Raw genomic sequence first — 23,467 nt, 5'->3', positions numbered from 1 at the left:
GGCGGAGAGGTCCGGTATCGGCGACGCGTGGGCGAGGCGATGTCGGCGACGACGGTCCTTCAGGTGAAAACCACCGTCATGGCGGTGCCCTTCGAGCCGGAACCGATTCGAAGACAGGTCTTCTTCGTGAATTGAGCGACCTTCCTACCGATTTCTCTCATCGACGAATTCGGCGTCGACAAAAAATGAACCATTGAAATCATCGGCGACAGAGATCATATTGGTTCTACCGAATGAAAAATTGAAGATACTATTCTTCGCTCCGACGCCATCGGCGCGCAGTTTTGTTCTCTCAAAAAGAAAAATTCATTCAACGATACGATTCAACGACGACGAATATGAAAAAGGACTTCCTCATGTCGACCGGCACCGTGAAATGGTTCAACGCCCAGAAGGGCTTCGGCTTCATTCAGCCCGACGATGGCTCGAAGGACGCCTTCGTCCACATCTCCGCCGTGGAGCGCAGCGGCATCCCCGGCCTCTACGAGGGGCAGAAGCTCGACTTCGAGCTGGTGTCGGATCCGCGCACCGGCAAGATCTCGGCCGATCGGCTCTCTGTTCTGGTCTGAGCGAGCGCGGCGGCGCTCGTTCGCGAGTGCCGCGACGTCTCCCCAGGGGCGGACCCCGCCCCGGGAGCGGACCCGGCCGTCTCCGGCGACGAGGAGGCCTCCATGGCCAAGAGTCAGAACCGCAAGAACCGCGAAATACGCAAGCCCAAGGCAGACAAACCCAAGGTCGTCGCCGAGGCACCGACCAATTCCGGCCTCGCCATGCTCTCGGCGATCAACACGCCGAAGAAGAAGAAATGACCATGGCGGTCCGCACCACCGAATCGACGGTCACCCTCTCCCATCCCTTCCGCACGGCGGCGCTCGACCGGATCCAACCGGCCGGAACCTACCGGGTCACGACCGACGAGGAGGAGATCATCGGTCTCTCCTTCCTCGCCTTCCGCCGCACCGCGACGATGCTGCAGATCCCCGCGCTCGAGGTCTCCTCGACGGCGCGGCAGATCGTCTCGATCGACCCGACCGAACTGGATGCGATCCTCGAGGCGGATTCACGCCCCGCCTGAGGCTTCGCTCCGCAAGGGAATCCTCAGGCGTGACCTCGGCAGACGTCACGGAGAAGGCGTGGTGACGTCGAACCGCCACGACATCGGCCGGTCCACCTACGACATCGACGGCTTCACCATTCCTCTCGGCGACGTCACCGGCAACGGCGAGGTCCGAATGCGCTCAAAGCCGCCTATACGTCGTCGTGTTGCAACCGATTCGAAACGTCCCGGGTGGCCGCAGAATAGAAACGTCACTCCGCGGCCTCTCGCGCCGCGGGCGAGGCCGCGCAGGCCTCACCCACCGCACCAGCCTCGTCCGTGGTGGGCACGGGCGCTCGACGGCTTCGATCCGCGCAGCAGACGCCGCCGGGTCTTCGGCGCCGCCACCTTCCGATAGCCCCCCTTCTCGCTGCTCGTCTCGATCCGGACCGGCAGAGGCGCGTCCTGTTGCTCCTTCACCCAGGCCAGAACCTCCGACAACGGCTTGTTCTCGACGATCGCGCATGCGTCACCCGACGATCCTCGTCGAACACCCGCCAGGGCAGGGAAAAACCCCTCCAACACACCTCGAGCCGCCCATCGGCGAAGGCATAGGTGTCGACGTGGCGCCCGGCCGTCGCCTTCGATCGCGCGCTGCGATCGAGGATGATCCGCTTGTGCTCGTAGGAGAGCGACAGGTCCGCGCCGACGTAGCGGGTCTCCCGTCACGCCAGGGCGTCCGAGAGCCGTTCCGGCGTCGGTGTCCTGATCGAAGGTGACGCCGCGGCGGGCGCGGGGAGGGAGCTCGTCGAAACGCGCTGCGATGCCGGACATCACGCCGGGCGACTATCGGCTGGGGTTGCGGGCGAGCAGGCGACGTTCGTCGAGGGTGAGATGAGTGAAGGAGCGGACCATGCGATGTCTCCGCCGGCTGTTTTCAGCCAAAAATTGGGGCCTTCGCATTTCAGAACAGAATCTACCCGCCGGCATCATGGATTCGCAGAATCTCTCTTACGGAACTTTTCTGTCGAGTTCCTTCACGGAGCGACACCTGCCGCGGCTCGATCGGCGTCGCTCCGCAAATCGACGACATCGTCGACGTCGACCTCGTCGGTGACCACGGTCGACGGCTCGAACCGATGCGCGAGACCGTCGACACCTCCTGGCATATGCCCTCGATGGTGAACGCGAGATAGTGTCCCGACAGGCCCTCGGGGCTGAACCGCCCGCCCTTCGCCCCCCTCGCCGGGGAGCGGAGCCTGAGCCCACTGGGGATCGTGGGCACGGTAGGCGAGCCCCACCCATCTCACACGAAGCCACCCGTCGCCACGTGATCGAGCCGATCGCGGACCGCCGCGGCCCTCCCGTCCTTGACGAGGCTTTCCGCCGTCCGCCCTCCGAAGCCCGGCAGCCGCTCGGCCCGATACCAGGCGAGCGCCAGTTTCTCGCCGCCTGCGCAGTCGATGACGCGACCGACGATCGCGAGCATCTCCTGGGTACGAGCCTGTGTCTTGGGCGCGGTCAGACGCGATGCGCGATGCGGCGTCGTCTTGTCGAGCCCGACCGTCTCGGTGAATTGCGCCTTGCTCAAACCGAGAACCTCGACGACACGGCCCACGTTCACCGTCCCTTCCCGGTTGAGGAAGGCGCCCACGAAGCGCCCTACTTGGGGGTGGATCGGCGGAACGTCGCGGGCGAAGATCGAGATCTTCGACACGTCGGCCGACGCGATCGGATCGTTCGCCCGTCTCGAACGTTCGAAACGCCGTCGCGGCTACGTCGGGCGGTCCATCCGCGATTGACCGGCCTCCGCGAGCCGTCTCTCGTATCTCGACGAGACCCCGTCCAGAGCGGATGGGGATCGAGGCCCCGGCAGCCACGCCCGCCAGCGCCGCAAGCCTCGGCGAAAGACGGCGCGAGAGGAGCCTTTTCGTCCCGCGAGGACTGCGAACCCGTTCGCCGGGAAAGAACGCCGCCATGCGCCGTCGCGGACAGGGGAATGGACTTCGCCGACGCCCTCCATCTCGGACAAGCTCGGGCCTGCGAACACCTCGTGACTTTCGACCGGAAATCGGTGAAGGCGGCGCGAGTCGCGGGGCACGATGAAGTGCAGGAAGGCGGGCAGGTAGATCGGCCCGTTTCTCCTCGGGATCCTCCGAGAAACGGCGGCCCGCGAGCGCAGGGCGCGGGATCTGCGACGCAGGCGAGAAGAGACAGAGGCCCCCGCCCCGGAGGTCATTCCGCCGCGGCGGAGCGCTCCTCCTCGTCGGTCGCCGCTGGACGAGGTCTTCGAGACGATATATGAATCGATCTCCCATATTCATTACGGGTCGTCCGGCTTGGATCCTCTCAGCGACGTCATCGCTCTGCTCCGACCCAATACGGCCATCTCCAAGCCCATCAGCGGGCGAGGCCGGTGGGGCGTTCGCTATGCGGCGCATGCCGCTCCCGGCTTCACGATCGTCCTGAAAGGCGCCTGCTGGATCGCCTTCGAGGGAGAGACCCCCTGGAAGCTCGAGCAAGGCGCCTTTCTTCTCCTGCCGGCGACGCCGGCCTTCACCTTGAGCAGTCATCCCGGCATCGCCGGCGCGACGCGCGATCCGATGGACGTACCCGTCCGCCACGGCGAGCAGGAGGGAGAGGCCGATTTCGAGGCGCTCGGCGGCACGTTCCGCATCGAGGCGGCCAATGCCCCGCTTCTGCTCGCGCTCCTGCCGCGCAGGATCCATGTCCCTCCCTCGGACGGGCGCGCGGAGCGGCTCGGCCGTCTGATCGACCTCGTCACGGAGGAATGCGGCGGCGACGAGCCGGGCAAGGACATGATCCTTCGGCGCCTGCTCGAGGTTCTGCTCGTCGAGGCGCTGCGCCGGCGCGGCATCGCGGGCGACGAGCCCCCCGCCGGGCTCACCGACGGCCTGCGCGATCCGGCGCTCGCGCGCGTCCTCGGTGCCATGCACGCCGATGTGCGGGCCGAGTGGACGGTCGCCGGCCTCGCCCGGATCGCCGGGCAGTCGCGTTCCGCCTTTGCCGCGCGCTTCGGCGCGGCCCTCGGTTGCGGTCCGATCGAATATCTCGCCCGCTGGCGGATGGCGCTGGCGAAAGACGCTCTGCTGCACGGGACGAAGTCGCTCGACCGGATCGCCGAGGAGATCGGCTACGAATCGGCGAGCGCCTTCAGCACCGCCTTCCGCAAACGGCTCGGCTGCCCACCCGGCAAATTCGCCCGGACCCACGGCGTCGCCGCCTCCCTCGAAGAGCGATCAGACGCGCCGATCCTGCAATAGGAAGCGCCATTCCGCTCGCGCGGAGACGTCGCGCGCGGCGTCGATCGCGAGAGAGCCGTCCGGCAGACGCTCGAGCTTCAGGTCGCGGTAGTCGCGGATCGCCGGATGGTCGGTCGTGATCGGCCGGTGATGGGTGGCGGTGACGACCATCACCGTCGCTCCCGCGCTTTCCCCTGCGGCGATGCCGGCGGCGGAATCCTCGATCACCAGACATCTCTCGGCCGTGGTCCCGAGCCTCTCGGCGCCGAGGCGAAAGCAATCGGGCGCCGGTTTGCCGCGCGCGACGTCCTCGGCGGAGCTCAGCAACGGCGGAACCGGAAGGCCGGCCGCGCCGATCCGGCGCAGAGCGAGCGCCCGCGGCGCCGAGGTGACGACACCCCACCTCGCGACCGGCAGCGCGGCGAGAAACGCGGCGGCGCCGGCGATCTCCACGATCCCCTCGACCTCTTCGATTTCGGCCCGCGTGATCGCCGCCGCTTCGCGTTCCGGATCGATGCCGGCGAGACCCGTCCGCCGCACCGTCTCGATGGACCGGACGCCGTGGATCGTCGGCAGGAAGGCGGCGACGTCGAGCCCATGTCGGATCGCCCATGCCGTCCAGACGCGCTCGGCGGCCGCGATGGAGTTCAGGATCGTGCCGTCCATGTCGAGGAGGATGGCATCGATCGACCACGTCCGTGAAACCGTCGGCATCGGGGGTCTCGTCTCTCTGGAAGCGGGCACCGGGGGACCGCGTCCTTTCTATCATCGCGCGCGCAGATTGGATAGTTGGAAATCAAAACTGGACTTTCGATTATGGATCATCCAACCGGCACCGCCTATCCAGGATGTGTTCCCAATGGATGGAGGTTCCCATGCAGACGATCCTGATCACCGGCACGTCGTCGGGCTATGGCCTGGAGACGGCGCGTCGTTTCTTGCGCGAGGGTTGGAGGGTCGTCGCGACCATGCGCCGCCCCGACCCCTCGCTCCTGCCGGCTTCGCCCGACTTGCGCCTCCTGCCGCTCGACGTGACGCGCGAGGAGAGCATCGCCGCCGCCGTCGAGGCGGCCGGGCCGATCGACGTACTGGTCAACAATGCCGGCATCGGCGTCGTCGGCGCCTTCGAGGCGACACCGATGGCGCATGTCCGCAAGGTGTTCGAGACCAACACCTTCGGCGTCATGGCGATGTGCCGGGCGGTCATCCCCGGGATGCGCGAGCGCCGATCCGGGGTCGTCGTCAACGTGACCTCGAGCGTCACGCTGACCTCCATGCCGCTCGCGGCGGCCTATACCGCCAGCAAGCAGGCGATCGAGGGTTTCACCGGCTCGCTCGCCCACGAGCTCGGCCATTTCGGCGTCCGCGCCAAGCTGGTGGAACCCGGTTACGCTCCGACGACGCGGTTCGCGCACAACACCGAGCTGCGCATCGAGGATCTCGTCCCGCCGCCCTATGCCGACTACGCCGCGCCGATCTTCGCGGCCTTCGCCGCCCCGGCGCTGACGACGAAGGAGACCGACGTCGCCGAAGCCGTCTGGACCGCCGTCCACGACGGGTCCGATCGGCTGCGGTTTCCGGCCGGGGCCGACGCCGTCGCCCTCGCGGCGGGCTCCGCCGACCGGCGGTAGATCCGACCCGCGTGGGGTCCGGTCCGCCGACCGGACGCCCCGACGATGCACTGGTGCGCCTCCGCCCCTTGTCGAAACCACGCGACGACGGATCGATATGGGCGGATGCCGATGATCGCCGTGGCCGACGAACGGCGAGAGGCACCCGAGCCGCCCCTCGAATGCGGCGGATGATCTCGATCGTTCGAAGGCTTTCCATGTCACGACCCGTCTCCATGTCGCTTCGCGCCGCCGCGCTGTCGGTTCTCGTTCTCGCCTCCGACGCCGACGCGCAGGTCGCGCCGTCTTCCGGTCCCGCCTCGCCTCCGGGGCAGGCGGTCCGTGAGATTCCGCCCGCGTTTCGCGGGCTCTGGGCTCATGTCGCCGCCGACTGCCGCGCGGGCCTGTCGGCGATCCGCGCCGCCCCGGTCCTGACGATCGACGCCGAAGGATTGAAACAGATGGAAGGCGGCTTCGTCGTCACGCGGGTCTTGCGAACGCCCGGCGATCTCGAACGGATCTCCCTCGACGCCCACAATTCCGGAGGCGGCGAAGAATGGGATACGGTCGAGGAATTCACCCTGTCGAAGGATCGGCGGATCCTCGACTGGCGACGGATCGGCCCGGATCCGGGACCGGCGACGCGGCTTCATCGTTGCCGGTGAGATCGGTCGATCGAACGATCGCCAGGCCGACGATCGCCGCCACCAGACGCGGCACACCGACGTCGATCCCGAACACTTCCGCTTCGAACATGTGCGCGTGCTTTCGAGAGAGGCCGCGCCGCGATGGCGCGAGAATGCACTGGTACGACGGCGCGGCTTGTCGCTCCCCTGTCGCACGGTCAGCATGGTTCCGAAACGAAATCTCGAAAGGATCCGTGTCCGAACATGTCGAACACCCGCTCCCCTCCCGAAGACACCGGCGTTTCGACCCCGTCTCGACGGCCGAAGCGAACGACGACGATCGTCATCGGGCTCGTCGGTCTGGGTTTCGTGCTCTGGAACGTCGTCGGAACGGAACTCCACGTCATGCGACTGCGAGGCGCCGGCTTCGGTGACGTCGTCGTCGCGAGCACGCGGGACCATGCCTATCTCCCGATGATCGGCGCAGTCCTGGGGGCGATCTCGTCGATCGGACTCGTGCTCGCGATCAAGCGGCTGTCTCGAAGACCAGAGAAATGAACGCGACGCAGACGGACGAGAGCGCGTCCCGGGCGAGATCCGTGTGTTCGTGGCGACGGGCCCGCCGCCGATACCCTGCCTTCGCTCGTCGGCGGAGCCGATGGCCGAATGAGGAGCACGTCCTCATTTCGCCGCGGCGCCCTCCCATCGCAGCGAGGTGGACAGACGTCCGATCAAGGGGTCGAAGGTCGCGCGCGCGGCGGCGGGATAATCCAGCACCAGCGCGTGAACCGCTCCCGAAGGGTCGCCGAAGGCATAGCGTTCATAGAAGATCATACCGTGGTCGATGCCCGACAAGATCAGGAGATCGCGCTTCACCACCCCCGGTAGGTGACGCCGGCATGGCGCTTCGGCCGCCCTTCGCGCAGAAAGGTCTCGTAGCCGGCGGGCGTCTGATCGAGCGCGTTCCAGAACCCGAAGACGCGCAGGCCGGTGCCGCCGGGCGCCGTCCAGGTCGTGCCGTCGCCGCCGTCCGAGGGTTCGGCCACCCCGAACACCCCTGCGGGATAGTCCACCAGCGTGCCGAAGCGCGGGCCGTGGTGGGTCCTCCACGCCTCGGCGGGAGCCGCGACCGTCGCGGAGACCACCATCAGCACGGTGGCGAGGATCGACGTCCGTCCCATCGGATCACCCCTTCTTCGCCAGGCATCGGCACAGGGCGTCGCGGGCCGAAAGACCGTCGCGCCTCACGGGTCCTGCCTTGCGATGCTCCGCCATGAGCACTCTCCTCTTCCGCCTTCGCCCGCGATCCTCGCGGATCGGGACGAAGGCGACGCTAGGTGGCGCCGGCGAGCCGGTCAAACCCGTCGAAGACCCGGTGCATCGCGACGCCGAGCCGGCGGCGAACGTCGCACCAGTACGTCACGGCGGCTGCCGCCGATCGCGGCGCGTCGTACTCTGGAGCTCCCGACGAGCCCCACCCGTGAGGTGATCGACCGTGTTCCCCTTGCCCACCCTCCTCGCGAACCCGTTCGCGCCGGTCCGCGACCGTTCGGAAGCCCGTGAGGGCGTTCGCTTCGAGACGGCGCGATGACGCCGAGACGATCGCCGCGCCGGAGCGCCTCGCTTGCCGTCTTCGTCCTCGCGCTCGCGATCGGCGTCGGGCGCGAGACGCTCGTAGCGGTCGCACGGGGCGAAGGGCTCGACGCCTCCGTCGGCGAGGTGCCGGTCACGAGAGACGCGGCGGCGATGCGCGCCCTGCCCGTGAAGGAGCAGACGGCGAGGGCCTTCGCGGCGGCCTTCGGCGGCGGCGCACGCATCGCATTCGCGAGCGGCGAGCCGTTGATCTACGAGCCGGGCGCGCTGGTCTGGACGTCGGCGGGCGCCGTGTTGGTCAGTTCGGGCTTCGTCGAGAGGGCCGGCCCGGACGATCTCGGCGCGATCGCGGTTCACTACCTGAAACCGGAGGGAACGACGTTCCGGGTCGTCGGCGCCCATCCGAAAGGGATCGAGGGCGGGCTCGCCGGCGGGCCACCGCAATGGGTCGTCTCGACGGACTTCGGCGACGATCCCGTGGTCGTGACCGACACGTTCGACTGGCGTCGGGGCGTCACCTGCGCGACCACGGCACTCTACGCGCTCGGTGGCGGCGCGCCGCTGCCGCTGGCCGTGTTTCCGTCCGGCTACGACGACGTCGGCGCCGGCGGCGAAAGAGCGAAGGCCGTGTCGGTCTCCGGATCGATCCGCAACATCCTGAAGGGACGCTCCTTCGCGGTACATTTCCGCGGAACGTCCGATTTCACGCATGTCTTCACGCGCGTGGGCGCGCGTTATGTGAAGACGGCGAGCGACGGAGAACCGCCGCCCTGCCGCCCCTCCGAGGCCGCTCCCGATCCCGCCGGATCGGACCGCGCGAAGTCCTCCGACCGAGCGACCGGAGGAGGATGAGCCCGTCGACGTCGAAAGCCGGCGATCGAGGATCACCTCGTCACGCTTCGGCGAGAAGCAGATCCACGAGATGGGACATGTCGCCCCGCCGCTCGGTCGCCTCGTCCGAGGCGAGAGACCCGAGCCCGACGAGCGCGCCGTAGAGCAGCCGAGCGTACGCGCCGGTTCGGTTCGCCGGAACCCCGTGCCTCCCGAACAGTTCGGCGACATAGGCGAGGCGCCGCGCGTCGACGGACCTCAGCGCCGCCGCCGCCGCCTCGTCGTACCGGGCCCACTCGCGAATGGCCGCCTCGACGGCCTCGCCCCCGTAGTCGGAGCCGTGGTCGCCGGTGGCCTCTCGGACGAGCAACCGCAACCGCTCGGCCGGCGGAGCCCCTGACGCCTCGACGGTATCGATGATCTCGTTCGTCCCGCGCTGGATCCAATGCCGCAGCATCTCGGACTTCAACGCCGCGACGTCCCTGAAATGCCAGTAGAAGGACCCCTTGCTGACGTTCAGATCGCGCGCGATCGCCTCCGCCCGGATCGCCTGGACGCCGCCCACGCTCAGCGCACGAAACGCCGCCTTGATCCAGTCCTCCGCGGAGAGTGTCGATCGGGTCGTCATCGCTTTTCCATACGCTGCCGTATTGACCGTCGCAAGGGACCGTCGTACATACGCCACCGTATGGTTCTACTTCGAGCGGGAGACACGGCCATGAACCTCTGGATCCTCGCCTCGAGCCTTCTGTCCTTCGTGGTCGTGCTGGTGCACGTCTTCGCGGGTGGGCCGGACGTCCACGACCCGCTGCTCGCCGCCAATGCCTCGGCGATCCTGAACACCTACGTCTCGGTGCTCTGGCACGCGACGACCGCCGTTCTCCTTCTCGACGCGGTCGCCCTGCTCGTGGCGGCGTTTCATCGCGGGTCGAGAGGCGCGCTGGTGGGGATCGTGACGGGTCAGTACCTCGCCTATGCCGCCCTGTTCGTCGGCTATGGCCTCGACCGCCTGGGATCCCTCGTGGTCACGCCGCAATGGATCGCCTTCGTCGCGATGTCCGCCACGGCGCTGATCGGGCTGAGATCTCGCGCGAGGACGACGGGGCCTTCGTCGCCTCTCGACGACCCGTCGTGAACGGCCGTCGGCAATCGGAGGAAATCGCAGCATGATCGCCGGATTGGCCGTCTCGATCTTCGTGGTCCTCACGATCGTCGCTCTGCTTCACGCCTACTGGGCCTTCGGCGGGCGATGGCCGGGACACGACGAGCCTTCTCTGGCGCGAATGGTCGTCGGTTCGAAGGGCATCACCGCGATGCCGGCGCGCGGGCCGACCCTGGCCGTCGCGGTCGTGATCTTCCTCGCCGGCGTCGTGGCGCTCGCGCGGGTCGACCTCGTTCCGGTTCCACTGCCGCCGATGCTGCAGTCGGTCGCGGTCACGGTGCTCGCGGTCGTCTTCCTCGGCCGGGGTATCGCGAGTTTCACGCCATGGTTCCGCGCCAGCCAGTCCGAGGAACCCTTCGCGACCCTGGACCGCCGCCTCTACGGCCCCTTGTGTCTCGCATCGGGAACCGGCTTCGCGGTCCTGGTGATCTGAGCGTCGATCGGGGTGATCTCGGCCCGAGACCTGCCCGACACCTGGGTGAATACCACCGACGGCACGATGCACCAGTACCAGTCGAGAGGTGCCGTGTCCGTGTATCTTCGCCTAGGCTGGTCCCGTCCGTGAGAAGAGGCGAGGCAGGCGTGAAGAGCGGCGCGACACCATCCATTGCGCCCCGGCGAACTGACCGGCCGGCCCTTCGGTATGTTCCGAAGCCCATGTCGCAGGGTTCGACCTTGCCGTCGTGCACGCTCCGGTCCCGGCTCCTGGGCCTTACAGGAGCGGCGGCGCTCCTCGCGTCGGTCGCCTCTCCCGCCCTCGCCGAGCGGCCCGGCAAGCCCGCGCTGGAGACGCTCCTCCATGCCTTTGCCGAACGACGCGACGAAAAGGCCATGCAGACGATTCCGTCGATCGAATGGAACGGCGTGAGCTATCCGACCGACAGCGAGAAGGACAATTCCTACGTCTACGTGCTGCAGGGACGGCTACGCCTGATCGGCTTCGGCGAGGTGGACGCGCCGGTCGGCGTCGGGGCCGACCAGACGACGCGCAAGGCCAATGAGGGCGAGGCGAGCTTCGAGGTTCGGTTTTCGAGCGCGAACAATCCGGCGATCCGGGGACCGCTGCAGATCACGATGATCAAGCTCTACCCGAGCGCGGATCACCGGGCGGTTCTGGAGCGCAATCTTCCGGGCGCGCGGGTGGTGGTGCTCGCCGACGCATGCACGCGGGATTCCCTCGGTCGGCCCTACCTCACGGCGCGCTCGACCTATTACCGGATCGATCTGCCCCAGGCGCCGACCGCGGTCTTCGCCCTGGTGAGGCCCGATCCCGACGGCGGCAATTCCGGGCCCGGCAGCACCACCTTCACCTTCTCGCTCTTCACGCCCGGCAAGGACATGACCGCGAGCGGCTGCACGCTCCACTCCCCCGCGCCGTGACGTCCCATGCGAGACGACGGCGGGGGAAGCTTCACCGGCGGTCGGAGACGGTTTCGCCGCGAGGCGCCGCCTCAGCGACGCACCCGACGAGTGTCCGCCACGAGATACCAGCAGCCGTTGCGCGGTCGGAGCAAGAGAGTGCCGTCGGTGGGACGGGAGGGGTCGTGGACCCGGCCGTCGAGATCACGGGCCGTCCCCAGGCTCTCCTCGCCGTCGTAGGGCGGGCCGTAGATCACTCGTGTCCAGTCCACGGCGACGTCGTTGGTCTGGCTGACGTTCAGCTCCATCACCACGTGCTCGTCGCGCCCCCGCAGCAGAGGCTGCGCCGCCTTCCACATGAAGTCGACCATCCGGATCGGAAAACGGTCATAGGCCTCCCGAGGAACCAGCGTCGTCTTGCCCGCGCCCTTGGCGTCGAGCTCCGAATATTCGACCTTCTCGGCGGTGAAGGCGCGCCGCACCGCGGGCGATTGCACCATCAGGCCGAAGAACGCGTTCGCGTCGTTCGAGCGGCAGGCGAGCTTCGCCTCCTCCACCTGTCGCGCCTCGAAGGCGCGGCGCTCGCCCTCGCTCATTTCAGGGCCGCGCGCCTCGGCCGGCCGGACTGCAGCGAAGGGCACGGCCAAAAGAAGGCAGGAGAGGAGAACGGCGGAGGGGGCACTGAAAGGGCGCATCGGCATCTCGTCGCGTGGAGGATGGGCGAGCTTAGGTCGCGCCCGACTGCATTGTCGATCACCGGCGGCGCACTGGTACGCCGGGGTGCGTCGACCGAATTCGAGAGGTGACCTAGGGTTCCCGAACGAAGTCAGAGACAGATCCATGCGCGCGCTCCTCCGATCGATCGTCGCCGTCGCCGCTCTCGCGAGCCCCGCATGGGGCCAGCCGGCCGTCACGCCACGGCCGAATCCGGCGCCGCGAGATCGGATCGAGATCGAATGGCGCTTCGGCGGCGAAGCGCGCCGAACCCGCGAGGCCGAGATCGTCGCCGTCTTCGAGGTCGAGAACGTCGCCTGCATCCCGCCCGATCCCGGCGCGGCCCTCGGCGGCGTGCGGTTGCGCCCGATCCACTCCGTACGGGTGGCGAGCCGATCTCCGACCGATGGCGTCCTTCACGCCACCCTCTGGGCCGACGCCTTCGCCGCCTCCGATCCTTTCGGCCTCGGCCTCTGTCGATGGCGCCTCGCCGACGTCCGCCTGACCTTCCGCTCCCCACACCACGCCGTGCCGTTCGTCGCCTCGACGGGGCCGGAGCCGAGCGGGCGATCGGGGCCTCTGGAGTGGTGGTATCTCGAAGCCGATTTCCGGCGCCCGCCCCCCGCGCCGATCACCGCCGTCTTCGGCGAGGGACCGGGCTTCTATCCGCAGAAGGAGGCCACGTTCGCCCTCCGCGCCACCATCCGGCGCGGCCGAGCCGGCCCCGCCCCCTGAGGATCACAGGTCGTCCCACCACGACGACCGCCGTGGGGACGACCGAGCCGCGAGACGGCGCGTCACCGCTTGCAGCGAATGCGGGGATGCCCGTCGAGCGTGGCCTTCATGTCCCGAGATCCGGTCTCCAGGACGAAGCGCGAGCTCTCGACGCGGATCGCCGAGGCGTCGAACATCGCCGCGATCACCTCGTCCCAGAGCCCGACGGTCTCGAGACCGCCGTCGACCGGCTGCAGGGCGAGACGATCCGCCTCCCGGCCGGAAGCGTCGACCACCACCAGAGAGGCCGCCCCGCCGAACAGCCGGTTCACCGCCTTGCCGTAGGCCTTCTCCTCGACCGCCGTGATCCCCGTTCCCGGTGGCGTGGCGCCGACCCGGAACCGCCAATAGCCCTTGCCCGAGACGGCGTCGGCGCGGCAGCCGAAGACGAACTCGATCGCCGCCCCGCCCGGCAGCGAGAGGTCACCCGCCCCGGCCGTCCCCGGCTCCGCGAAGACGTGCCGCACGCCTCCGCCCCAGGCGTGGCTCTCGGACCAATCCGCCGTCTCGCCGTGCTCGACGAGCGCCGGCGGAGAGGGCGCGGCGGCGCCGACCATCGGATCCACCGAAACGATGGCCGCGATCACGAGGAAGGGCAACAGGGCGAGGCGTCTCGTCGTGGAGAGGGGCATGAGCGTCAGTCCCGATCGGTGTGGTGGCGCGCGGAGGGAGCGTCGCGCCGACAGGCGAACTTCGTCCGCAGGCTCTCGTCCCCCGGAAAGATCCCGATCATTCCGGTCTCGAGGCGCAGGCTCGGCGTCTCGATCACGAGGCGCGACGCGTCCATGAAGTCTCGGACGTTCTCCGGCCGGAACGCCTCGACGATCAAGGCCCCGTTCGTCGGCACGAGGGCGAAGCGCCGGACGGGCTCGTCGCGCTCGTCGAAGAGCACCAGGCGTCCCGGCGCGGAGAGGAGGACGCGCGAGCCGGCGTCGAAGGCGCGCTCCTCGTCGCCGGTCAACCCGGTGCGCGGCGCCGTGACGTAGACATGAAACCCCCACCGGCTCCGGGCCGGGTCGAACCCGTCGCAGCCCAGCCTCAGGCGGACGCCCGCGCCCTGGAGAAACGACGATCGCGGGTCGTTCGGATCTTCCGGCCCCAGGATCCGGGTCATGCCGCCGCCGAGACCGCTCGAATAGACCCATTCGTGCGTGGTGACCGTGTCGCGCAACAGGACGAGCGGCCCGCCGGAGGCGGCGAGGACACCCTGTCCGACGAACGGCGACACGAGAAGAGCCCAGACGCTCGCCCCCACCAGGGCGAGGCGGCGCGCGCGATGCTTCGAAAGGGACCGACCGAGCCGCATCGCCGTCAATCCATCGCGTAGACGCTGGCGTCGTAGACGAGGCCGGCCTCGACCCCGTCGGGTGTCCGCACCCGCAGCGCCGTCCAATCCTCGTTCGCCTCGTAGCCGAGGTCGAGCGACACCATCGGCCCGAGCGCGAGCGGCACGTAGTCGCCACGCGCAGCGGCGGCGCATCCGTGTTTCGGCAGGGTGCGCAACAACAGGGCGCGTTGTCGCTCGGCCGTCGTCCGCCCCTTCCGCGCGGCGGTGACCGTCGAGACGACGGCGGCCGCCGCCTCGAGGGTCGGGCAGCGATAGCCGCGATGATAGGTCCCGTGCTTCAGCCCGGTCAGACGAATGCGACCGTCATGGGTGTGGGTCGGGTCGCCGATCCACTCGTCGAGCGTCCGCGGCCGCTCCTGCGCGTGGAGCGGGACGGCGCCGATCAAGACCAGGGCGAGCGCGAGACGCGGTGTCATCTTCGGGTCCTCCGAGGGCGCCGCCGAGCGGCCGTGCGCGCGCTCCGCCGGGGAGGCCGCGCTCCATGATCTCGTTTCCATGTGCGTCAGCGCCGTTCACGGACGCATCTGCTCAGCCATTTCTTCGCGGCGCCGCCGCCGTGCCATTTTCCGGTGAGGAGGGTCTCGCCGCCCATCCGCACCGAGAAGTCCTGCTCGTCCTCCATCGCGCCGAGCAGAGCCTCGGTGGAGGGAACGGCGAACAGGATCATGCCGATGTCGGCCGCCCACGGCAGGCTCGCGTGCGAGGCGACGACGGTCTGGGTCCTGCCGGATTGAACGAGGCTCACCCGCTCCCGGCGGATCGTCTGCGCCGGAGGGATCAGCCCACCGAAATAGCCGATCGACGTCCCCCCGGAGCTTCCTCCCCAATCCATGATCATCACGCCGGCAGCCTGCTTCAGGAAGACGGCCGAGCACACCTGTCGCCGGTCGCCCGGATTCGATTTCGAGAATTTCCAGACACCGTTCTTCAAGTCCCGCAGAACCGGATCTCTCCTCAGAGCTTCTTCCTCGTTCTTCCTGGCGATCGCTCTTTCCCACTCTCCGAGCTTGCGGAACTCTTCCCGGTCGAAGGGCGGCGGACCGGGATCGATGCCCCCCGCGCGCCCATCCCCGCCGTCCGCGTCATAGGCATGGAGGCACCCCGTCCAGCCCGCATTCTCCTGACCCGGCACCATGGCGCCGCCGGGAATGTAGCCGGGAGGGCAGGCGCCTTCCGCCGCCGCGGGCGCGACGTTCCCAAGGGGCGACAGGATGAGACCGAGAAGCAGTAGATATTCGCGCCGCGACAGTTTCTTCGCCTTCATGTCCCGTCCTCTGGCGTCTTCTCCGCGCCTTTCGGTGCGATGCGCCGTGATCTCCTGGAAAATTCCGTGACGGTAATCGGGTCAACCGAACCGGCAAAGCGATGGTATGCACTGGTGCTTCGCGCGGTCGTCGGCCGGTCCCGGTGTCCCGGTACGCCCCCGGCGATGGTCGTCGGCCGAATTCGCCGGTATCGATGATCTCCGAGAGCTTCTCTGTTCGAACGGAAGGGACCGCACACGCCGATGAGATTCTGGATATTGGTCGTAGGCTCCTTCGCTCTCACGTCGATCGCCGCGCGCCTCCTGCTCACGGGCTCGGCCGAGCAGCCCTTGCGTTGGTGGTTCTTCTGGATCGGCATCGCCGCCGCGACCGCCGGAAGCGGTGTCCTCTACGTCGGTGGCGTCGGCCGGATCGTCCGATTGCTGCGGAAGGCGGCGATCGCCGTCGTGCTGCAATGGGCACTGGAAAGAACGAAGCTCACGAACGGCCGTCTCGCCGGACTGATGCAGTCTCTGGGTCTGACGCGCGCCCCGAACGACGGCGGAAAGGCGGTCCCGGCCTACTCTCGTATCGACGACGTTCTGATGCTGGTCGGCTGGTCGGCGGCCTCGATCGGCGCGGCGCTCGTTTTCGCATCCCGTTGAAGCCCGCCCGTCTCGCGGTGGGTTCCACGGCACGGGGTCCGCATCGCGGTTTGCCGATCGGCGGCGGGCGGCGAATAATGGAGCGCGGCGAGCCTCTCGGACGTCGGTTGGCGGCGTCCGGAAGCGAGCGGCTCTCCGAGGCCTATTCGACGCATCCCGAAGCCCGGCCCCAAGCCTCGGCCTGACGCCGGGTCGAGAAATCGAAGGAACGCAGGATCTGGGAGACGTGATTGCGCACGGTGAAGTGGGAAAGCGCCAGACGTCGCGCGATCTCCTTGTTGGAGAGCCCTTCGGCGAGCAGACGCAGGACGTCGCGTTGGCGTTCGGTGAGCAGGGGCCGGAGGCGATCGCGGCCGGTCTCGGCACATTCCGACGTCGCTCCCACGGGGTCGAGGACCACGGCCCCCTCCGGCAGAAGCGTCCGCAGCGAGGCGAGGAAGGACGGCGCGTCCTCGGCGCGCAACGACACGAGCACCCTGTCGCCACGCGGCATGGGGGGCCGCGGCGAGAGTGAGGACCGCGAGACGGTTGATACGGAGCTGCCGAGCATGGAAACCTCCTTCGCCGAGAGCCGACTGCCGATCGAGTTCGAGAGCAGGCTATCGGCGGCGGAAGTCCGGCGCATTCTCGCTCCGACGACGGGCGAGCGCGTGCCGACGAACCGCGGGCGTTTTCTGCGAATGGCTCGAGGACGCCGACGAACGGCTGTCCCCGTGGCGGACGGCGAAGAGAAGGCAGGGTGATGGACGGCGAAACGATGAGCTGCACCGTTCGGCGGGCGGCCCTGCGCTTCGGCCTCGTCTTCTGGGGCGGGGTCTTCATCTTCTCGAGCGTGCTCTGGGGGCTCGTCGGGACCGATCCGATCGAGTCCGCCCTGGGCAAGGTCGTCCACTACCTGCTCTGCTCTCTGATCACGGCGGGCCTTTCGGTGGTGCTCTTCCGCCTGCACGAATGGGGCAAGGTTCGTTCGCTCGACTTCTCCTTGCCGCTCCTCGTCGTGGCGTCCTTCCTGCTCTCGCTCGCCGCCGCGCCGCTGTGGGCCTTCCTCGGCTACGCCGTCTACGCGGTCTTCATCTGGCCGCAGCCGGCGGTCTTCGACTGGAAGGACTTCGCCTACGACATGGCCTATGGCGCGGCGCTCTTCTTCGGCTGGTCGTGCCTCTTCACCACCCTGCTCTTCAGCTTCGAGATTCACGAGCGCGAGCTCAAACTCGCGGCGGTGCGCGAAGAGGCGCTCGCCGCCCAGATGCGGGCGCTGCGCTATCAGGTGAACCCGCACTTCCTCTTCAACACGCTGAATTCCGTGGCCGGTCTGATCGAAGAGGGCGACGGCGCCCGCGCCGGCAAGATGGTGCTCTCGCTGTCCGACTTCCTGCGCACCACGCTCTCGATCGACCCCATGAGCGACGTGCCGCTCGCCGACGAACTCGCCCTGCAGAGCGGCTATCTCGCCATCGAGCGCGAGCGCTTCTCCGACAGGATGGCGCTCAGCATCGACATGCCGGACGAGGTGAGGGAGGCACTCGTGCCGAGCCTGATCCTCCAGCCGCTGATCGAGAACGCGATCAAACACGGGGTCAACGTCACCTCCGGGCAGGTGGAGATCGCCCTCAGCGCCCGGCGCGAGGCCGACCGGCTGCATCTGGTGGTGGAGAACGACATGCCCCTCGAGACGACGTCCGCCCGGAAGCCGCCCGGGATGGGAATGGGCCTGCGCAACGTCGCCGAGCGGCTGCGCCGGCGTTTCGACGACGAGAGCGCCTTCAGCTCCGGTCCGGTCGCGCCGGGCCGGTTCCGCGTCTCCATCGATCTCCCATGGAGGCCGGCATGACCGGCGCCGGCGTCCTCGTCGTCGACGACGAACCTCTGGCGCGGCGCCGGCTGGTGCGGATGCTCGCCAAACTCGATTGGATCGGCCCGATCCTCGAGGCGAAGGACGCCGCCGAGGCCCTGCGGAGCATCGCCGAGACCGAGCCCGACATCCTGCTCCTCGACATCCAGATGCCGGGCGGCAGCGGGTTCGACGTGCTCGAACGGCTCCCCGGCCGTGCCCCGGTGGTCGTCTTCGTCACCGCCTTCGATCACCACGCGTTGAGGGCCTTCGAGGCGAATGCGGTGGACTATGTGACGAAGCCGGTCGAACCGGCCCGCTTCGCCCATGCGCTCGAACGGGCGCGCCTCGCGCTCGAAGGGCGGGCGCAGGCGGATCGTCTGGCGGAGCTCGCCGAGACGGTCGCCGCGCTGCGGCGCGCGCTCGAGGACAAGCCGCGTCTCCGGCGCGAATTCTGGGTCAAGGCGCGCGGGGACTATCAGCGCCTCGCGCTCGATGCCGTCACTTGGTTCCAGGCCGAGCGCGACTATGTCCGCATCCACGTCGCCGGCGCGGCTCATCTCTACCAGGACAGTCTGGCCGGCATCGAACGAAGCCTCGACGGCGAGACCTTCATGCGCATCCATCGCGGCGCGATCGTTCGGCTGGGCGCCATCGCGCGGCTGCGTCCGGCCCCGTTCGGAGCGCTGATCGCGGTCTTGAACGACGGCACGGAGCTGCGGGTCGGACGCACCTATGGGCCGTCCGTCAGGGCGCGCCTCCTGAAGCCCTAGGGCGGCTCTCGCCGGTCGGGCGGGCCGCCCGACCGGCCCGCTCTAGCGCTCGGGCGCGATGCCGTGGCGCGCCAGCCAATCCGCGACGGCACGCCGCTCCGCCCGGGCGCGCTCGGTGAGCACCCTCTCCGGGGTCATGAAGACATAGGTCTGGAAGGTCTTGCCCTGGCGATTGCGCGCGTGCGGCGGCGCCCCCTGTTCGAGAAACGCCAGGACCTCGGCCGATGCGCCGATCTGCGCCGCGACGTGCAGCGGCGTGTTGCCCATGTGGTCGCTCACGTCGAGACGCGCCCCGGCGCCCCGCAGCATCTCGACCTGAACCGTTCGGCTCCCCATCAACGCCTCCATCAAGGGGGTGCGCCCCGTGTTCGCGTTGCGCGTATCGACGTCGACGTGCCGGTCGAGGAGCATGCGCAGATAGACGGTATCGTTCGCCTTCGCCGCGAAATGAACGGCGCTGTCGCCGTCGAGGCCGGTCTGAGCCGGATCCGCTCCGAGATTGAGCAGAATGCCGAAGCCGATGTGGCTCTTCCGGAGCATCATCCACTGCAACAGCGTGACGCCGCGATCGCCGCGCGCGTTCGGACTGGTGCCGGCGCGCACCAACTCGGCGGCACGGGTGGCGTTGCGCGTGAGCGCGGCGTCCGCCAGGGCCGCGACCTGCGGATCGGCGAAGACGTCGGCCGAGGACGGGCCGGCCCGCACGGGCGTGATCCAGCCGACGGCGAGGAGGCCGAGGAGCGCTCGGCGGGAGGGAAGAAGGGTCATGACCGTCACCTCGCCGGCGGCTCGAAGGTGGCGAGCCCGTAACCTCTCTCGCCCCGGATCGTCAACGTGTTCCCCACGCAGTCGCGGATCGTCGTCTCGAAACTGTGGCTGATCTCGACCCGACCGAGGTCCGCGCGCATCCGCCCGTGGTGGAACCACAGCGTCGCCTCGTAATGCAGACGATCCGGCGGCGACTTCCGCACCCCGTCGGTCTGGAGCGTCACCTCGCGCGTGGCGCCGTCGGGCGCCGTGGTCTTCGCCACGACCGCCCTCCGATCCTCCGCCGCGAGGCGCTCGATCTCGGCCGCGCAGGCGGCGGGCGAGGCGAGCACGGTCGTGATCGGAGGCATCGCCATCCGGCCACTCGCCGTCGCCGCGGTCGCCGCGCCGAAGATCGACATCACGATCATGCCGCGGAAGACGATGCCGGAACTCGTCATGGTCCCTCCCCTCGCAGACCCGGTCCCACGAAGCCGACCGAACGACCGGCGTGCGGCTCCGGCGAACGTCGGTTCGCTCACCGGAGACCGCGAGAGACGCGACCGCCTCCGCGCCTGGGGCATCGGAATCGTCGACGTCGATCGGCGACAATGTGACCGCAAATCGAGCCGGAACGAAGCGCCGGGATGTACTGGTTCCTCGCATGACCCGAGGGGCCGCGTCGATCGAACTCCGACGCATTCGGGCGAGCCGCGTCGCGGCCCGCCCGGTCTTCCTTCCCGACCTCGCTTCGAAACCCGAGGGATCGGCCGAACGTCACGTCACGCCTTGTATTCGATCGCCTTGAAACTCAGCCCCCCCGTCTCGGAGGAGGCCGCCGCGATCTTCCGGATCCCCGCCCAATTGTGCTTGTAGTCGGGGATCACCAACTCGTTGACGCCGGCGTTGACGACGTTGCCGGCGACGCCGGTCGGGAAGCCGAACAGCATGAAGGTCTGCTTCCGGCGCGCCGTCGGCGTCGGGTAGACCATGGCCTGGGTCGCGCCCGCGTCGTTGTAGACTTCGACGAGGTCGCCCGCCGCCACGCTCAGCTCCTTCATGTCGTCGGGGTTCATCTCGATCACCGGGAAGGGCATGCGTCCCATCACGAAGTCGTTGTCCCTGTCCATGAAGGCGTTCTGCCAGACGACGTTGGCGCGACCGTTGTTGACGAGATAGGGGAACTTCGCCTTCTGTTCGGCCTTGCCCGGCGCCGCCCATCCTCGCCAGGGAGCCGCCAGGAACTTGGCCTTGCCGTCCTTGGTCGAGAACTTGCCGTCGGCATAGAGACGCTTGGTGCCGACGATCCTGCCATCCTTGAAGTCGACGGCGGGTTCGTGGAAGCCGTCGGTGCCCATGGCGCGCAGACGCTCGTAGGTGACGTGCCGCCCCCCGCCGGCATTCGCGACGTAGCCGTCGACGAAGGCCTCCTCCTCGGTCTTCCAGTCGAAGCCCTTGAACCGATCGGCATATCCCGCCTTGCCGCCGGCGCGGAACACCCGTTCGAGATTGTTGGCGATCCGGGCGGCGATGAGGCAGTCGGGCATGGCGCGACCGGGCGGGTCCATGTAGCGCTCGGTCAGGCGCATCCGCCTCTCGCCGTTCATCGAGGTCAGGTTCATCTCGCCGGCGATGGCGGCCGGCAGCCAGACGTGGCTCGCCTGCCCGATCTGGGTCGGGACGATGTCGACGTCCACGGAGAACAGGCCCCCCTGCCGGATCGCCGTCATGATCGCCGCCACCATGGCGTCGCGATCGCCCCACGGCACCGTGTTCATGGCGTCCTTCACCATGTCGGTGCGCTTCTTGTAGGTCTGCTTGAAGCGCATCGCATTGAGCGTGGTCTTGTAGTGGTCGCAGGCCCAGATGTGGTGGATGCCGCCGCGCCCTTCGATCAGCAGCTCGTCGACATAGGCCGCGGGACGGCCGACGTGGGCGTCGGAGGGGCGAACATAGCCCTCCTGATGCCCGCCCAGACGCACCACGCCGCCGCCGGGGCGGCCGACGTTGCCGGTGGCGAGCGCGATGTTCACCAGTGCACCGTTGGTCCGGTAGTTGTCGTTGCCCCAGATCAGGCCCTTTTCGTAGCCGATCATGGTGCGGCGACGTTTGCCCCCGGCCTTCGGCATGGCGATCCATTCCGCCGCCTTGACGATGTCGGCCTCCCTCAGGCCGGTGAGCCGGGCGCACTCGGAGAGCGTGGTGCGATTGGCCGCGACCGCGGCGGCGAAGTCGGTCAGTTCGTGGTCGCGTTCGGGCACCGCGGCACCCGGCCGGGCGATCAACTGCGGTCCGCCGGCCGCCGCCGCGACCGTCGAGGCCTGGATGAAGTCCTTGTCGATCCACCCCTTGTCGACGATGTGGGTGAGGAGGCCGTTGAAGAGGACGAGATCGGTGCCCGGCTCGATCGCCAGATGCAGCACCCGGTCGGCCCCGGCTTCCGCCTCGCAGGCCGCGACCGTGACGGTGCGGCGCGGATCGACGATGATGATCCGGCCCTGCTCGACGGGTTCGCCCGGAAACTCCTTCTTCTTCTTGTCGATGGACGTTCCGCGCAGGTTCGGGATCCAGTGGTTGAGGAAATAGTTGGTCTGGGCCTCGAGCGGGTTGGCGCCGACCACCATGATCGTGTCGGCGAGTTCGGCGTCCTCGTAGCAGTTGTTGAGTTCGCCGACCCCCATGTCGCGGGTCGCATGGACCTCGGAATTGTAGGCCGGACGATTGTGGATGCGGACGTTCTTGATCTTCATGGCGCCGAAGTAGAGCTTGCCGGTGCCCCAGGTGTTCTCGTAGCCGCCGGCCGAGCCGCCGTGGTCGAACATCGAGACGAAGAGCCCGTCTTCACCCTGCTCGTCGATGACCGCCGCGGTCACGCGCGCCACGAGGTCGAGCGCGTCGTCCCAGGTCGTCGGCTGCATCTCGCCGTAGCGCCAGACCATCGGATCGGTCAGCCGCTGCTGCTGGGTGCCGCGCGCCTGCGACGTGTGGTTCTCGGCCATGCGGGCGCCACGCACCGAGCCGAGGCCCGAGTTCACCGCGCAGGCCGGGTCGGGCTTGATCACAAGATGGACGTCGCGGCCGCCCTGCTTGACGATGTTGTACATCGACGGTGCGTACCAGGCCGGTGTCTCGGCGCCCTGTTGCTTCGACAGGTCGACGCCGAACTTGTTCTGGGCGGGCGCCGTCCCGCCCTGTTTGTTGACGTCCCAGGTATAGGCCTTGTAGCCACAGCCGACGATGCAGTAGTGGCAGGTGACGTTGTGCTCCTTCGCATCCGCCGGGATGATCGGGAGCCGATCGACTTGACGCTTGAAAGTCATGGCGATTTCCCCTCTCAGAGCACGTTGGACAGACGGCCGTAGATCAGTTCGTCGACGCCTTCGGCGAAGATGTCGCCCTTGGCGTCGACCCTGAGCACGAATTGGGCGAGGTTCTGGGTGGCATGGCCCCAGATCTCCTGCCCGGCCTTCTCGACGTCGAAGCGGGAATAGTGGCCGGGGCAATTGAGGGTCCGATCCGCCTTGGCGTAGTTCAGCGGGAACCCCTTGTGCGGACAGAGCACCGAGAAGGCGACGACGTCGCCGTCGGGGCCGACACCGCCTTCGACCCGGGTCCCGAGCTTCAACAGGACACCGGGCGAGTCGGCGTCCGGGTAGCTGACGTCCTTGGGAACGTCGACCGCCAGATCCTTGAGATTGGCGAGACGGCCGGCGGGATACTGGACGCGAGCGGACGGCGTCGCCGCCTTCGCGGGAGCCGGCGCGACCACCGTGACCGCGGTGCCGGCCACCGCGAACCCCGCGCCCCTCAGAAATTGCCGTCGCCCGGCCTGGACCAGCCCTTCGCATTTCGACATGGATGCTTCCTCCGAAGTCTTCTTCTGACCAGAGG

The 23,467-nt window shown here is 68.4% G+C and carries 32 protein-coding genes; 16 read left to right on the top strand and 16 right to left on the bottom strand.

Translation table 11 applies throughout. The features are described 5' to 3' along the window. Nucleotides 1-356: 356 nt before the first annotated feature. From J3S89_RS00405 to J3S89_RS00395, 3 genes are all read left to right on the top strand, one after another. Nucleotides 357-569 carry a cold-shock protein gene (locus J3S89_RS00405; protein WP_217925487.1) on the top strand — a complete coding sequence of 71 codons (213 nt, stop codon included), beginning with the start codon at nucleotides 357-359 and terminating at the stop codon, nucleotides 567-569. Nucleotides 570-671: 102 nt separating this feature from the next. Further along, nucleotides 672-809 (top strand): hypothetical protein, encoded by a 138-nt coding sequence (locus tag J3S89_RS00400; protein WP_217925486.1) that lies wholly within the window; start codon nucleotides 672-674, stop codon nucleotides 807-809. Continuing rightward, the gene (locus J3S89_RS00395) at nucleotides 806-1,075 is read left to right on the top strand and encodes a hypothetical protein (protein ID WP_338019795.1); all 270 of its coding nucleotides are present in this window, start codon (nucleotides 806-808) and stop codon (nucleotides 1,073-1,075) included. The genes J3S89_RS00400 and J3S89_RS00395 overlap by 4 nt, the downstream gene beginning before the upstream one ends. A gap of 276 nt (nucleotides 1,076-1,351) precedes the next feature. Here the strand turns inward: J3S89_RS00395 and J3S89_RS00390 are convergent, their stop codons facing one another. Both J3S89_RS00390 and J3S89_RS00385 read right to left on the bottom strand, forming a co-directional pair. Continuing rightward, the gene (locus tag J3S89_RS00390) at nucleotides 1,352-1,537 is read right to left on the bottom strand and encodes a hypothetical protein (protein ID WP_217925485.1); all 186 of its coding nucleotides are present in this window, start codon (nucleotides 1,535-1,537) and stop codon (nucleotides 1,352-1,354) included. An 805-nt stretch (nucleotides 1,538-2,342) separates the two neighbouring features. Further along, nucleotides 2,343-2,627: an antitoxin Xre/MbcA/ParS toxin-binding domain-containing protein gene (locus J3S89_RS00385; RefSeq protein ID WP_230489104.1), complete on the bottom strand. Its 285-nt coding sequence runs from the start codon at nucleotides 2,625-2,627 to the stop codon at nucleotides 2,343-2,345. On the opposite strand from J3S89_RS00385, the gene J3S89_RS23570 reads away from it, so the two are divergent. After that, a complete protein-coding gene (locus J3S89_RS23570; protein WP_420801325.1) occupies nucleotides 2,608-2,838 on the top strand; it encodes a WGR domain-containing protein in 231 nt (76 codons plus the stop codon). The two genes, J3S89_RS00385 and J3S89_RS23570, sit on opposite strands and share 20 nt — an antisense overlap. 537 nt (nucleotides 2,839-3,375) lie before the next feature. Then, nucleotides 3,376-4,320 carry an AraC family transcriptional regulator gene (locus J3S89_RS00375; RefSeq protein WP_217925483.1) on the top strand — a complete coding sequence of 315 codons (945 nt, stop codon included), beginning with the start codon at nucleotides 3,376-3,378 and terminating at the stop codon, nucleotides 4,318-4,320. Here the strand turns inward: J3S89_RS00375 and J3S89_RS00370 are convergent. After that, entirely contained in the window at nucleotides 4,297-5,013 is a 717-nt protein-coding gene (locus J3S89_RS00370) for an HAD-IA family hydrolase (protein ID WP_217925482.1), read from the bottom strand. The genes J3S89_RS00375 and J3S89_RS00370 overlap by 24 nt on opposite strands. A gap of 161 nt (nucleotides 5,014-5,174) precedes the next feature. On the opposite strand from J3S89_RS00370, the gene J3S89_RS00365 reads away from it, so the two are divergent. The 3 genes from J3S89_RS00365 (at nucleotide 5,175) to J3S89_RS00355 (ending at nucleotide 7,093) form a co-directional block, all read left to right on the top strand. After that, nucleotides 5,175-5,930 (top strand): SDR family oxidoreductase, encoded by a 756-nt coding sequence (locus J3S89_RS00365; RefSeq protein WP_217925481.1) that lies wholly within the window; start codon nucleotides 5,175-5,177, stop codon nucleotides 5,928-5,930. A gap of 197 nt (nucleotides 5,931-6,127) precedes the next feature. After that, entirely contained in the window at nucleotides 6,128-6,574 is a 447-nt protein-coding gene (locus J3S89_RS00360) for a hypothetical protein (protein WP_217925480.1), read from the top strand. Nucleotides 6,575-6,799: 225 nt separating this feature from the next. Continuing rightward, nucleotides 6,800-7,093 (top strand): hypothetical protein, encoded by a 294-nt coding sequence (locus J3S89_RS00355; RefSeq protein WP_217925479.1) that lies wholly within the window; start codon nucleotides 6,800-6,802, stop codon nucleotides 7,091-7,093. A 123-nt stretch (nucleotides 7,094-7,216) separates the two neighbouring features. On the opposite strand, the gene J3S89_RS00350 is transcribed toward J3S89_RS00355, so the two are convergent. Together J3S89_RS00350 and J3S89_RS00345 are read right to left on the bottom strand one after the other, a co-directional pair. Beyond that, nucleotides 7,217-7,411 (bottom strand): hypothetical protein, encoded by a 195-nt coding sequence (locus tag J3S89_RS00350; RefSeq protein WP_217925478.1) that lies wholly within the window; start codon nucleotides 7,409-7,411, stop codon nucleotides 7,217-7,219. Continuing rightward, nucleotides 7,408-7,716 carry a hypothetical protein gene (locus J3S89_RS00345; protein WP_217925477.1) on the bottom strand — a complete coding sequence of 103 codons (309 nt, stop codon included), beginning with the start codon at nucleotides 7,714-7,716 and terminating at the stop codon, nucleotides 7,408-7,410. The genes J3S89_RS00350 and J3S89_RS00345 overlap by 4 nt, the downstream gene beginning before the upstream one ends. A 406-nt stretch (nucleotides 7,717-8,122) precedes the next feature. Here J3S89_RS00345 and J3S89_RS00340 point away from each other — a divergent pair, with 406 nt between their 5' ends. After that, a complete protein-coding gene (locus J3S89_RS00340; RefSeq protein ID WP_217925476.1) occupies nucleotides 8,123-8,980 on the top strand; it encodes a hypothetical protein in 858 nt (285 codons plus the stop codon). Nucleotides 8,981-9,020: 40 nt separating this feature from the next. Here the strand turns inward: J3S89_RS00340 and J3S89_RS00335 are convergent, their stop codons facing one another. Next, nucleotides 9,021-9,587 carry a TetR/AcrR family transcriptional regulator gene (locus J3S89_RS00335; RefSeq protein ID WP_217925475.1) on the bottom strand — a complete coding sequence of 189 codons (567 nt, stop codon included), beginning with the start codon at nucleotides 9,585-9,587 and terminating at the stop codon, nucleotides 9,021-9,023. Nucleotides 9,588-9,677: 90 nt separating this feature from the next. Here J3S89_RS00335 and J3S89_RS00330 point away from each other — a divergent pair, with 90 nt between their 5' ends. The 3 genes from J3S89_RS00330 (at nucleotide 9,678) to J3S89_RS00320 (ending at nucleotide 11,501) form a co-directional block, all read left to right on the top strand. Then, nucleotides 9,678-10,094 carry a hypothetical protein gene (locus J3S89_RS00330; RefSeq protein ID WP_217925474.1) on the top strand — a complete coding sequence of 139 codons (417 nt, stop codon included), beginning with the start codon at nucleotides 9,678-9,680 and terminating at the stop codon, nucleotides 10,092-10,094. A 31-nt stretch (nucleotides 10,095-10,125) separates the two neighbouring features. Continuing rightward, the gene (locus tag J3S89_RS00325) at nucleotides 10,126-10,554 is read left to right on the top strand and encodes a DUF3995 domain-containing protein (RefSeq protein WP_217925473.1); all 429 of its coding nucleotides are present in this window, start codon (nucleotides 10,126-10,128) and stop codon (nucleotides 10,552-10,554) included. A gap of 398 nt (nucleotides 10,555-10,952) precedes the next feature. Next, a complete protein-coding gene (locus J3S89_RS00320; RefSeq protein WP_217925472.1) occupies nucleotides 10,953-11,501 on the top strand; it encodes a hypothetical protein in 549 nt (182 codons plus the stop codon). Between the two features lie 71 nt (nucleotides 11,502-11,572). Here J3S89_RS00320 and J3S89_RS00315 read toward each other — a convergent pair whose 3' ends face one another. After that, nucleotides 11,573-12,322, bottom strand: coding sequence for a hypothetical protein (locus J3S89_RS00315; RefSeq protein ID WP_217925471.1), 750 nt, complete (start codon nucleotides 12,320-12,322; stop codon nucleotides 11,573-11,575). Here J3S89_RS00315 and J3S89_RS00310 point away from each other — a divergent pair. After that, nucleotides 12,321-12,929 carry a hypothetical protein gene (locus J3S89_RS00310; RefSeq protein WP_217925470.1) on the top strand — a complete coding sequence of 203 codons (609 nt, stop codon included), beginning with the start codon at nucleotides 12,321-12,323 and terminating at the stop codon, nucleotides 12,927-12,929. The genes J3S89_RS00315 and J3S89_RS00310 overlap by 2 nt on opposite strands. A gap of 62 nt (nucleotides 12,930-12,991) precedes the next feature. On the opposite strand, the gene J3S89_RS00305 is transcribed toward J3S89_RS00310, so the two are convergent. The 4 genes from J3S89_RS00305 to J3S89_RS00290 form a co-directional block, all read right to left on the bottom strand. Then, a complete protein-coding gene (locus tag J3S89_RS00305; protein ID WP_217925469.1) occupies nucleotides 12,992-13,600 on the bottom strand; it encodes a hypothetical protein in 609 nt (202 codons plus the stop codon). A 5-nt stretch (nucleotides 13,601-13,605) separates the two neighbouring features. Beyond that, nucleotides 13,606-14,274, bottom strand: coding sequence for a hypothetical protein (locus J3S89_RS00300; RefSeq protein ID WP_217925468.1), 669 nt, complete (start codon nucleotides 14,272-14,274; stop codon nucleotides 13,606-13,608). A gap of 5 nt (nucleotides 14,275-14,279) precedes the next feature. After that, complete coding sequence (locus J3S89_RS00295; RefSeq protein ID WP_217925467.1) at nucleotides 14,280-14,732, bottom strand: hypothetical protein; 453 nt, start codon at nucleotides 14,730-14,732, stop codon at nucleotides 14,280-14,282. Between the two features lie 86 nt (nucleotides 14,733-14,818). Continuing rightward, nucleotides 14,819-15,580 carry a hypothetical protein gene (locus tag J3S89_RS00290; RefSeq protein ID WP_217925466.1) on the bottom strand — a complete coding sequence of 254 codons (762 nt, stop codon included), beginning with the start codon at nucleotides 15,578-15,580 and terminating at the stop codon, nucleotides 14,819-14,821. A 243-nt stretch (nucleotides 15,581-15,823) separates the two neighbouring features. Here J3S89_RS00290 and J3S89_RS00285 point away from each other — a divergent pair, with 243 nt between their 5' ends. After that, the gene (locus J3S89_RS00285) at nucleotides 15,824-16,225 is read left to right on the top strand and encodes a hypothetical protein (protein WP_217925465.1); all 402 of its coding nucleotides are present in this window, start codon (nucleotides 15,824-15,826) and stop codon (nucleotides 16,223-16,225) included. A 142-nt stretch (nucleotides 16,226-16,367) separates the two neighbouring features. Here the strand turns inward: J3S89_RS00285 and J3S89_RS00280 are convergent, their stop codons facing one another. After that, nucleotides 16,368-16,718, bottom strand: coding sequence for a response regulator transcription factor (locus J3S89_RS00280; RefSeq protein ID WP_217925464.1), 351 nt, complete (start codon nucleotides 16,716-16,718; stop codon nucleotides 16,368-16,370). A gap of 249 nt (nucleotides 16,719-16,967) precedes the next feature. Between J3S89_RS00280 and J3S89_RS00275 the strand changes: the two genes are divergently transcribed. Both J3S89_RS00275 and J3S89_RS00270 read left to right on the top strand, forming a co-directional pair. Next, nucleotides 16,968-18,056: a sensor histidine kinase gene (locus J3S89_RS00275; protein WP_217925463.1), complete on the top strand. Its 1,089-nt coding sequence runs from the start codon at nucleotides 16,968-16,970 to the stop codon at nucleotides 18,054-18,056. After that, nucleotides 18,053-18,829, top strand: a complete 777-nt coding sequence (locus J3S89_RS00270) for a LytR/AlgR family response regulator transcription factor (protein ID WP_217925462.1) — start codon at nucleotides 18,053-18,055, stop codon at nucleotides 18,827-18,829. The genes J3S89_RS00275 and J3S89_RS00270 overlap by 4 nt, the downstream gene beginning before the upstream one ends. 42 nt (nucleotides 18,830-18,871) lie before the next feature. On the opposite strand, the gene J3S89_RS00265 is transcribed toward J3S89_RS00270, so the two are convergent. From J3S89_RS00265 to J3S89_RS00250, 4 genes are all read right to left on the bottom strand, one after another. Beyond that, on the bottom strand, nucleotides 18,872-19,597 hold the full coding sequence (locus J3S89_RS00265; protein ID WP_217925461.1) for an ankyrin repeat domain-containing protein: 726 nt from the start codon (nucleotides 19,595-19,597) through the stop codon (nucleotides 18,872-18,874). A 5-nt stretch (nucleotides 19,598-19,602) separates the two neighbouring features. Beyond that, nucleotides 19,603-20,037 (bottom strand): hypothetical protein, encoded by a 435-nt coding sequence (locus J3S89_RS00260; protein WP_217925460.1) that lies wholly within the window; start codon nucleotides 20,035-20,037, stop codon nucleotides 19,603-19,605. A 321-nt stretch (nucleotides 20,038-20,358) separates the two neighbouring features. Continuing rightward, entirely contained in the window at nucleotides 20,359-22,896 is a 2,538-nt protein-coding gene (locus J3S89_RS00255) for an arsenate reductase (azurin) large subunit (protein ID WP_217925459.1), read from the bottom strand. 14 nt (nucleotides 22,897-22,910) lie between these two features. Then, a complete protein-coding gene (locus J3S89_RS00250) occupies nucleotides 22,911-23,432 on the bottom strand; it encodes an arsenate reductase (azurin) small subunit (protein ID WP_217925458.1) in 522 nt (173 codons plus the stop codon). Nucleotides 23,433-23,467 lie beyond the last annotated feature (35 nt).

This window comes from Pinisolibacter aquiterrae, assembly GCF_019160155.1.
In the GTDB taxonomy this organism is placed as follows: Bacteria; Pseudomonadota; Alphaproteobacteria; order Rhizobiales; family Ancalomicrobiaceae; genus Pinisolibacter; species Pinisolibacter aquiterrae.
The sequence above is the reverse complement of the archived record's forward strand: the minus strand, read 5'-3'. Positions and strand labels throughout refer to the sequence as shown.

What these genes read in the sequence shown, in the direction of transcription:
- J3S89_RS00285 (WP_217925465.1), top strand. Translation starts at nt 15,824, where the DNA reads ATGAGATTCTGGATATTGGTCGTAGGCTCCTTCGCTCTCACGTCGATC.
- J3S89_RS00315 (WP_217925471.1), bottom strand. Translation starts at nt 12,322, where the DNA reads ATGGATCTGTCTCTGACTTCGTTCGGGAACCCTAGGTCACCTCTCGAA.
- J3S89_RS00330 (WP_217925474.1), top strand. Translation starts at nt 9,678, where the DNA reads ATGAACCTCTGGATCCTCGCCTCGAGCCTTCTGTCCTTCGTGGTCGTG.
- J3S89_RS00400 (WP_217925486.1), top strand. Translation starts at nt 672, where the DNA reads ATGGCCAAGAGTCAGAACCGCAAGAACCGCGAAATACGCAAGCCCAAG.
- J3S89_RS00260 (WP_217925460.1), bottom strand. Translation starts at nt 20,037, where the DNA reads ATGACGAGTTCCGGCATCGTCTTCCGCGGCATGATCGTGATGTCGATC.
- J3S89_RS00290 (WP_217925466.1), bottom strand. Translation starts at nt 15,580, where the DNA reads ATGAAGGCGAAGAAACTGTCGCGGCGCGAATATCTACTGCTTCTCGGT.
- J3S89_RS00265 (WP_217925461.1), bottom strand. Translation starts at nt 19,597, where the DNA reads ATGACCCTTCTTCCCTCCCGCCGAGCGCTCCTCGGCCTCCTCGCCGTC.
- J3S89_RS00255 (WP_217925459.1), bottom strand. Translation starts at nt 22,896, where the DNA reads ATGACTTTCAAGCGTCAAGTCGATCGGCTCCCGATCATCCCGGCGGAT.
- J3S89_RS00250 (WP_217925458.1), bottom strand. Translation starts at nt 23,432, where the DNA reads ATGTCGAAATGCGAAGGGCTGGTCCAGGCCGGGCGACGGCAATTTCTG.
- J3S89_RS00275 (WP_217925463.1), top strand. Translation starts at nt 16,968, where the DNA reads ATGGACGGCGAAACGATGAGCTGCACCGTTCGGCGGGCGGCCCTGCGC.
- J3S89_RS00305 (WP_217925469.1), bottom strand. Translation starts at nt 13,600, where the DNA reads ATGCCCCTCTCCACGACGAGACGCCTCGCCCTGTTGCCCTTCCTCGTG.
- J3S89_RS00270 (WP_217925462.1), top strand. Translation starts at nt 18,053, where the DNA reads ATGACCGGCGCCGGCGTCCTCGTCGTCGACGACGAACCTCTGGCGCGG.
- J3S89_RS00320 (WP_217925472.1), top strand. Translation starts at nt 10,953, where the DNA reads ATGCAGACGATTCCGTCGATCGAATGGAACGGCGTGAGCTATCCGACC.
- J3S89_RS00395 (WP_338019795.1), top strand. Translation starts at nt 806, where the DNA reads ATGACCATGGCGGTCCGCACCACCGAATCGACGGTCACCCTCTCCCAT.
- J3S89_RS00370 (WP_217925482.1), bottom strand. Translation starts at nt 5,013, where the DNA reads ATGCCGACGGTTTCACGGACGTGGTCGATCGATGCCATCCTCCTCGAC.
- J3S89_RS00405 (WP_217925487.1), top strand. Translation starts at nt 357, where the DNA reads ATGTCGACCGGCACCGTGAAATGGTTCAACGCCCAGAAGGGCTTCGGC.
- J3S89_RS00345 (WP_217925477.1), bottom strand. Translation starts at nt 7,716, where the DNA reads ATGGGACGGACGTCGATCCTCGCCACCGTGCTGATGGTGGTCTCCGCG.
- J3S89_RS00365 (WP_217925481.1), top strand. Translation starts at nt 5,175, where the DNA reads ATGCAGACGATCCTGATCACCGGCACGTCGTCGGGCTATGGCCTGGAG.
- J3S89_RS00360 (WP_217925480.1), top strand. Translation starts at nt 6,128, where the DNA reads ATGTCACGACCCGTCTCCATGTCGCTTCGCGCCGCCGCGCTGTCGGTT.
- J3S89_RS00310 (WP_217925470.1), top strand. Translation starts at nt 12,321, where the DNA reads ATGCGCGCGCTCCTCCGATCGATCGTCGCCGTCGCCGCTCTCGCGAGC.
- J3S89_RS00325 (WP_217925473.1), top strand. Translation starts at nt 10,126, where the DNA reads ATGATCGCCGGATTGGCCGTCTCGATCTTCGTGGTCCTCACGATCGTC.
- J3S89_RS00335 (WP_217925475.1), bottom strand. Translation starts at nt 9,587, where the DNA reads ATGACGACCCGATCGACACTCTCCGCGGAGGACTGGATCAAGGCGGCG.
- J3S89_RS00355 (WP_217925479.1), top strand. Translation starts at nt 6,800, where the DNA reads ATGTCGAACACCCGCTCCCCTCCCGAAGACACCGGCGTTTCGACCCCG.
- J3S89_RS00300 (WP_217925468.1), bottom strand. Translation starts at nt 14,274, where the DNA reads ATGCGGCTCGGTCGGTCCCTTTCGAAGCATCGCGCGCGCCGCCTCGCC.
- J3S89_RS00340 (WP_217925476.1), top strand. Translation starts at nt 8,123, where the DNA reads ATGACGCCGAGACGATCGCCGCGCCGGAGCGCCTCGCTTGCCGTCTTC.
- J3S89_RS00280 (WP_217925464.1), bottom strand. Translation starts at nt 16,718, where the DNA reads ATGCCGCGTGGCGACAGGGTGCTCGTGTCGTTGCGCGCCGAGGACGCG.
- J3S89_RS00295 (WP_217925467.1), bottom strand. Translation starts at nt 14,732, where the DNA reads ATGACACCGCGTCTCGCGCTCGCCCTGGTCTTGATCGGCGCCGTCCCG.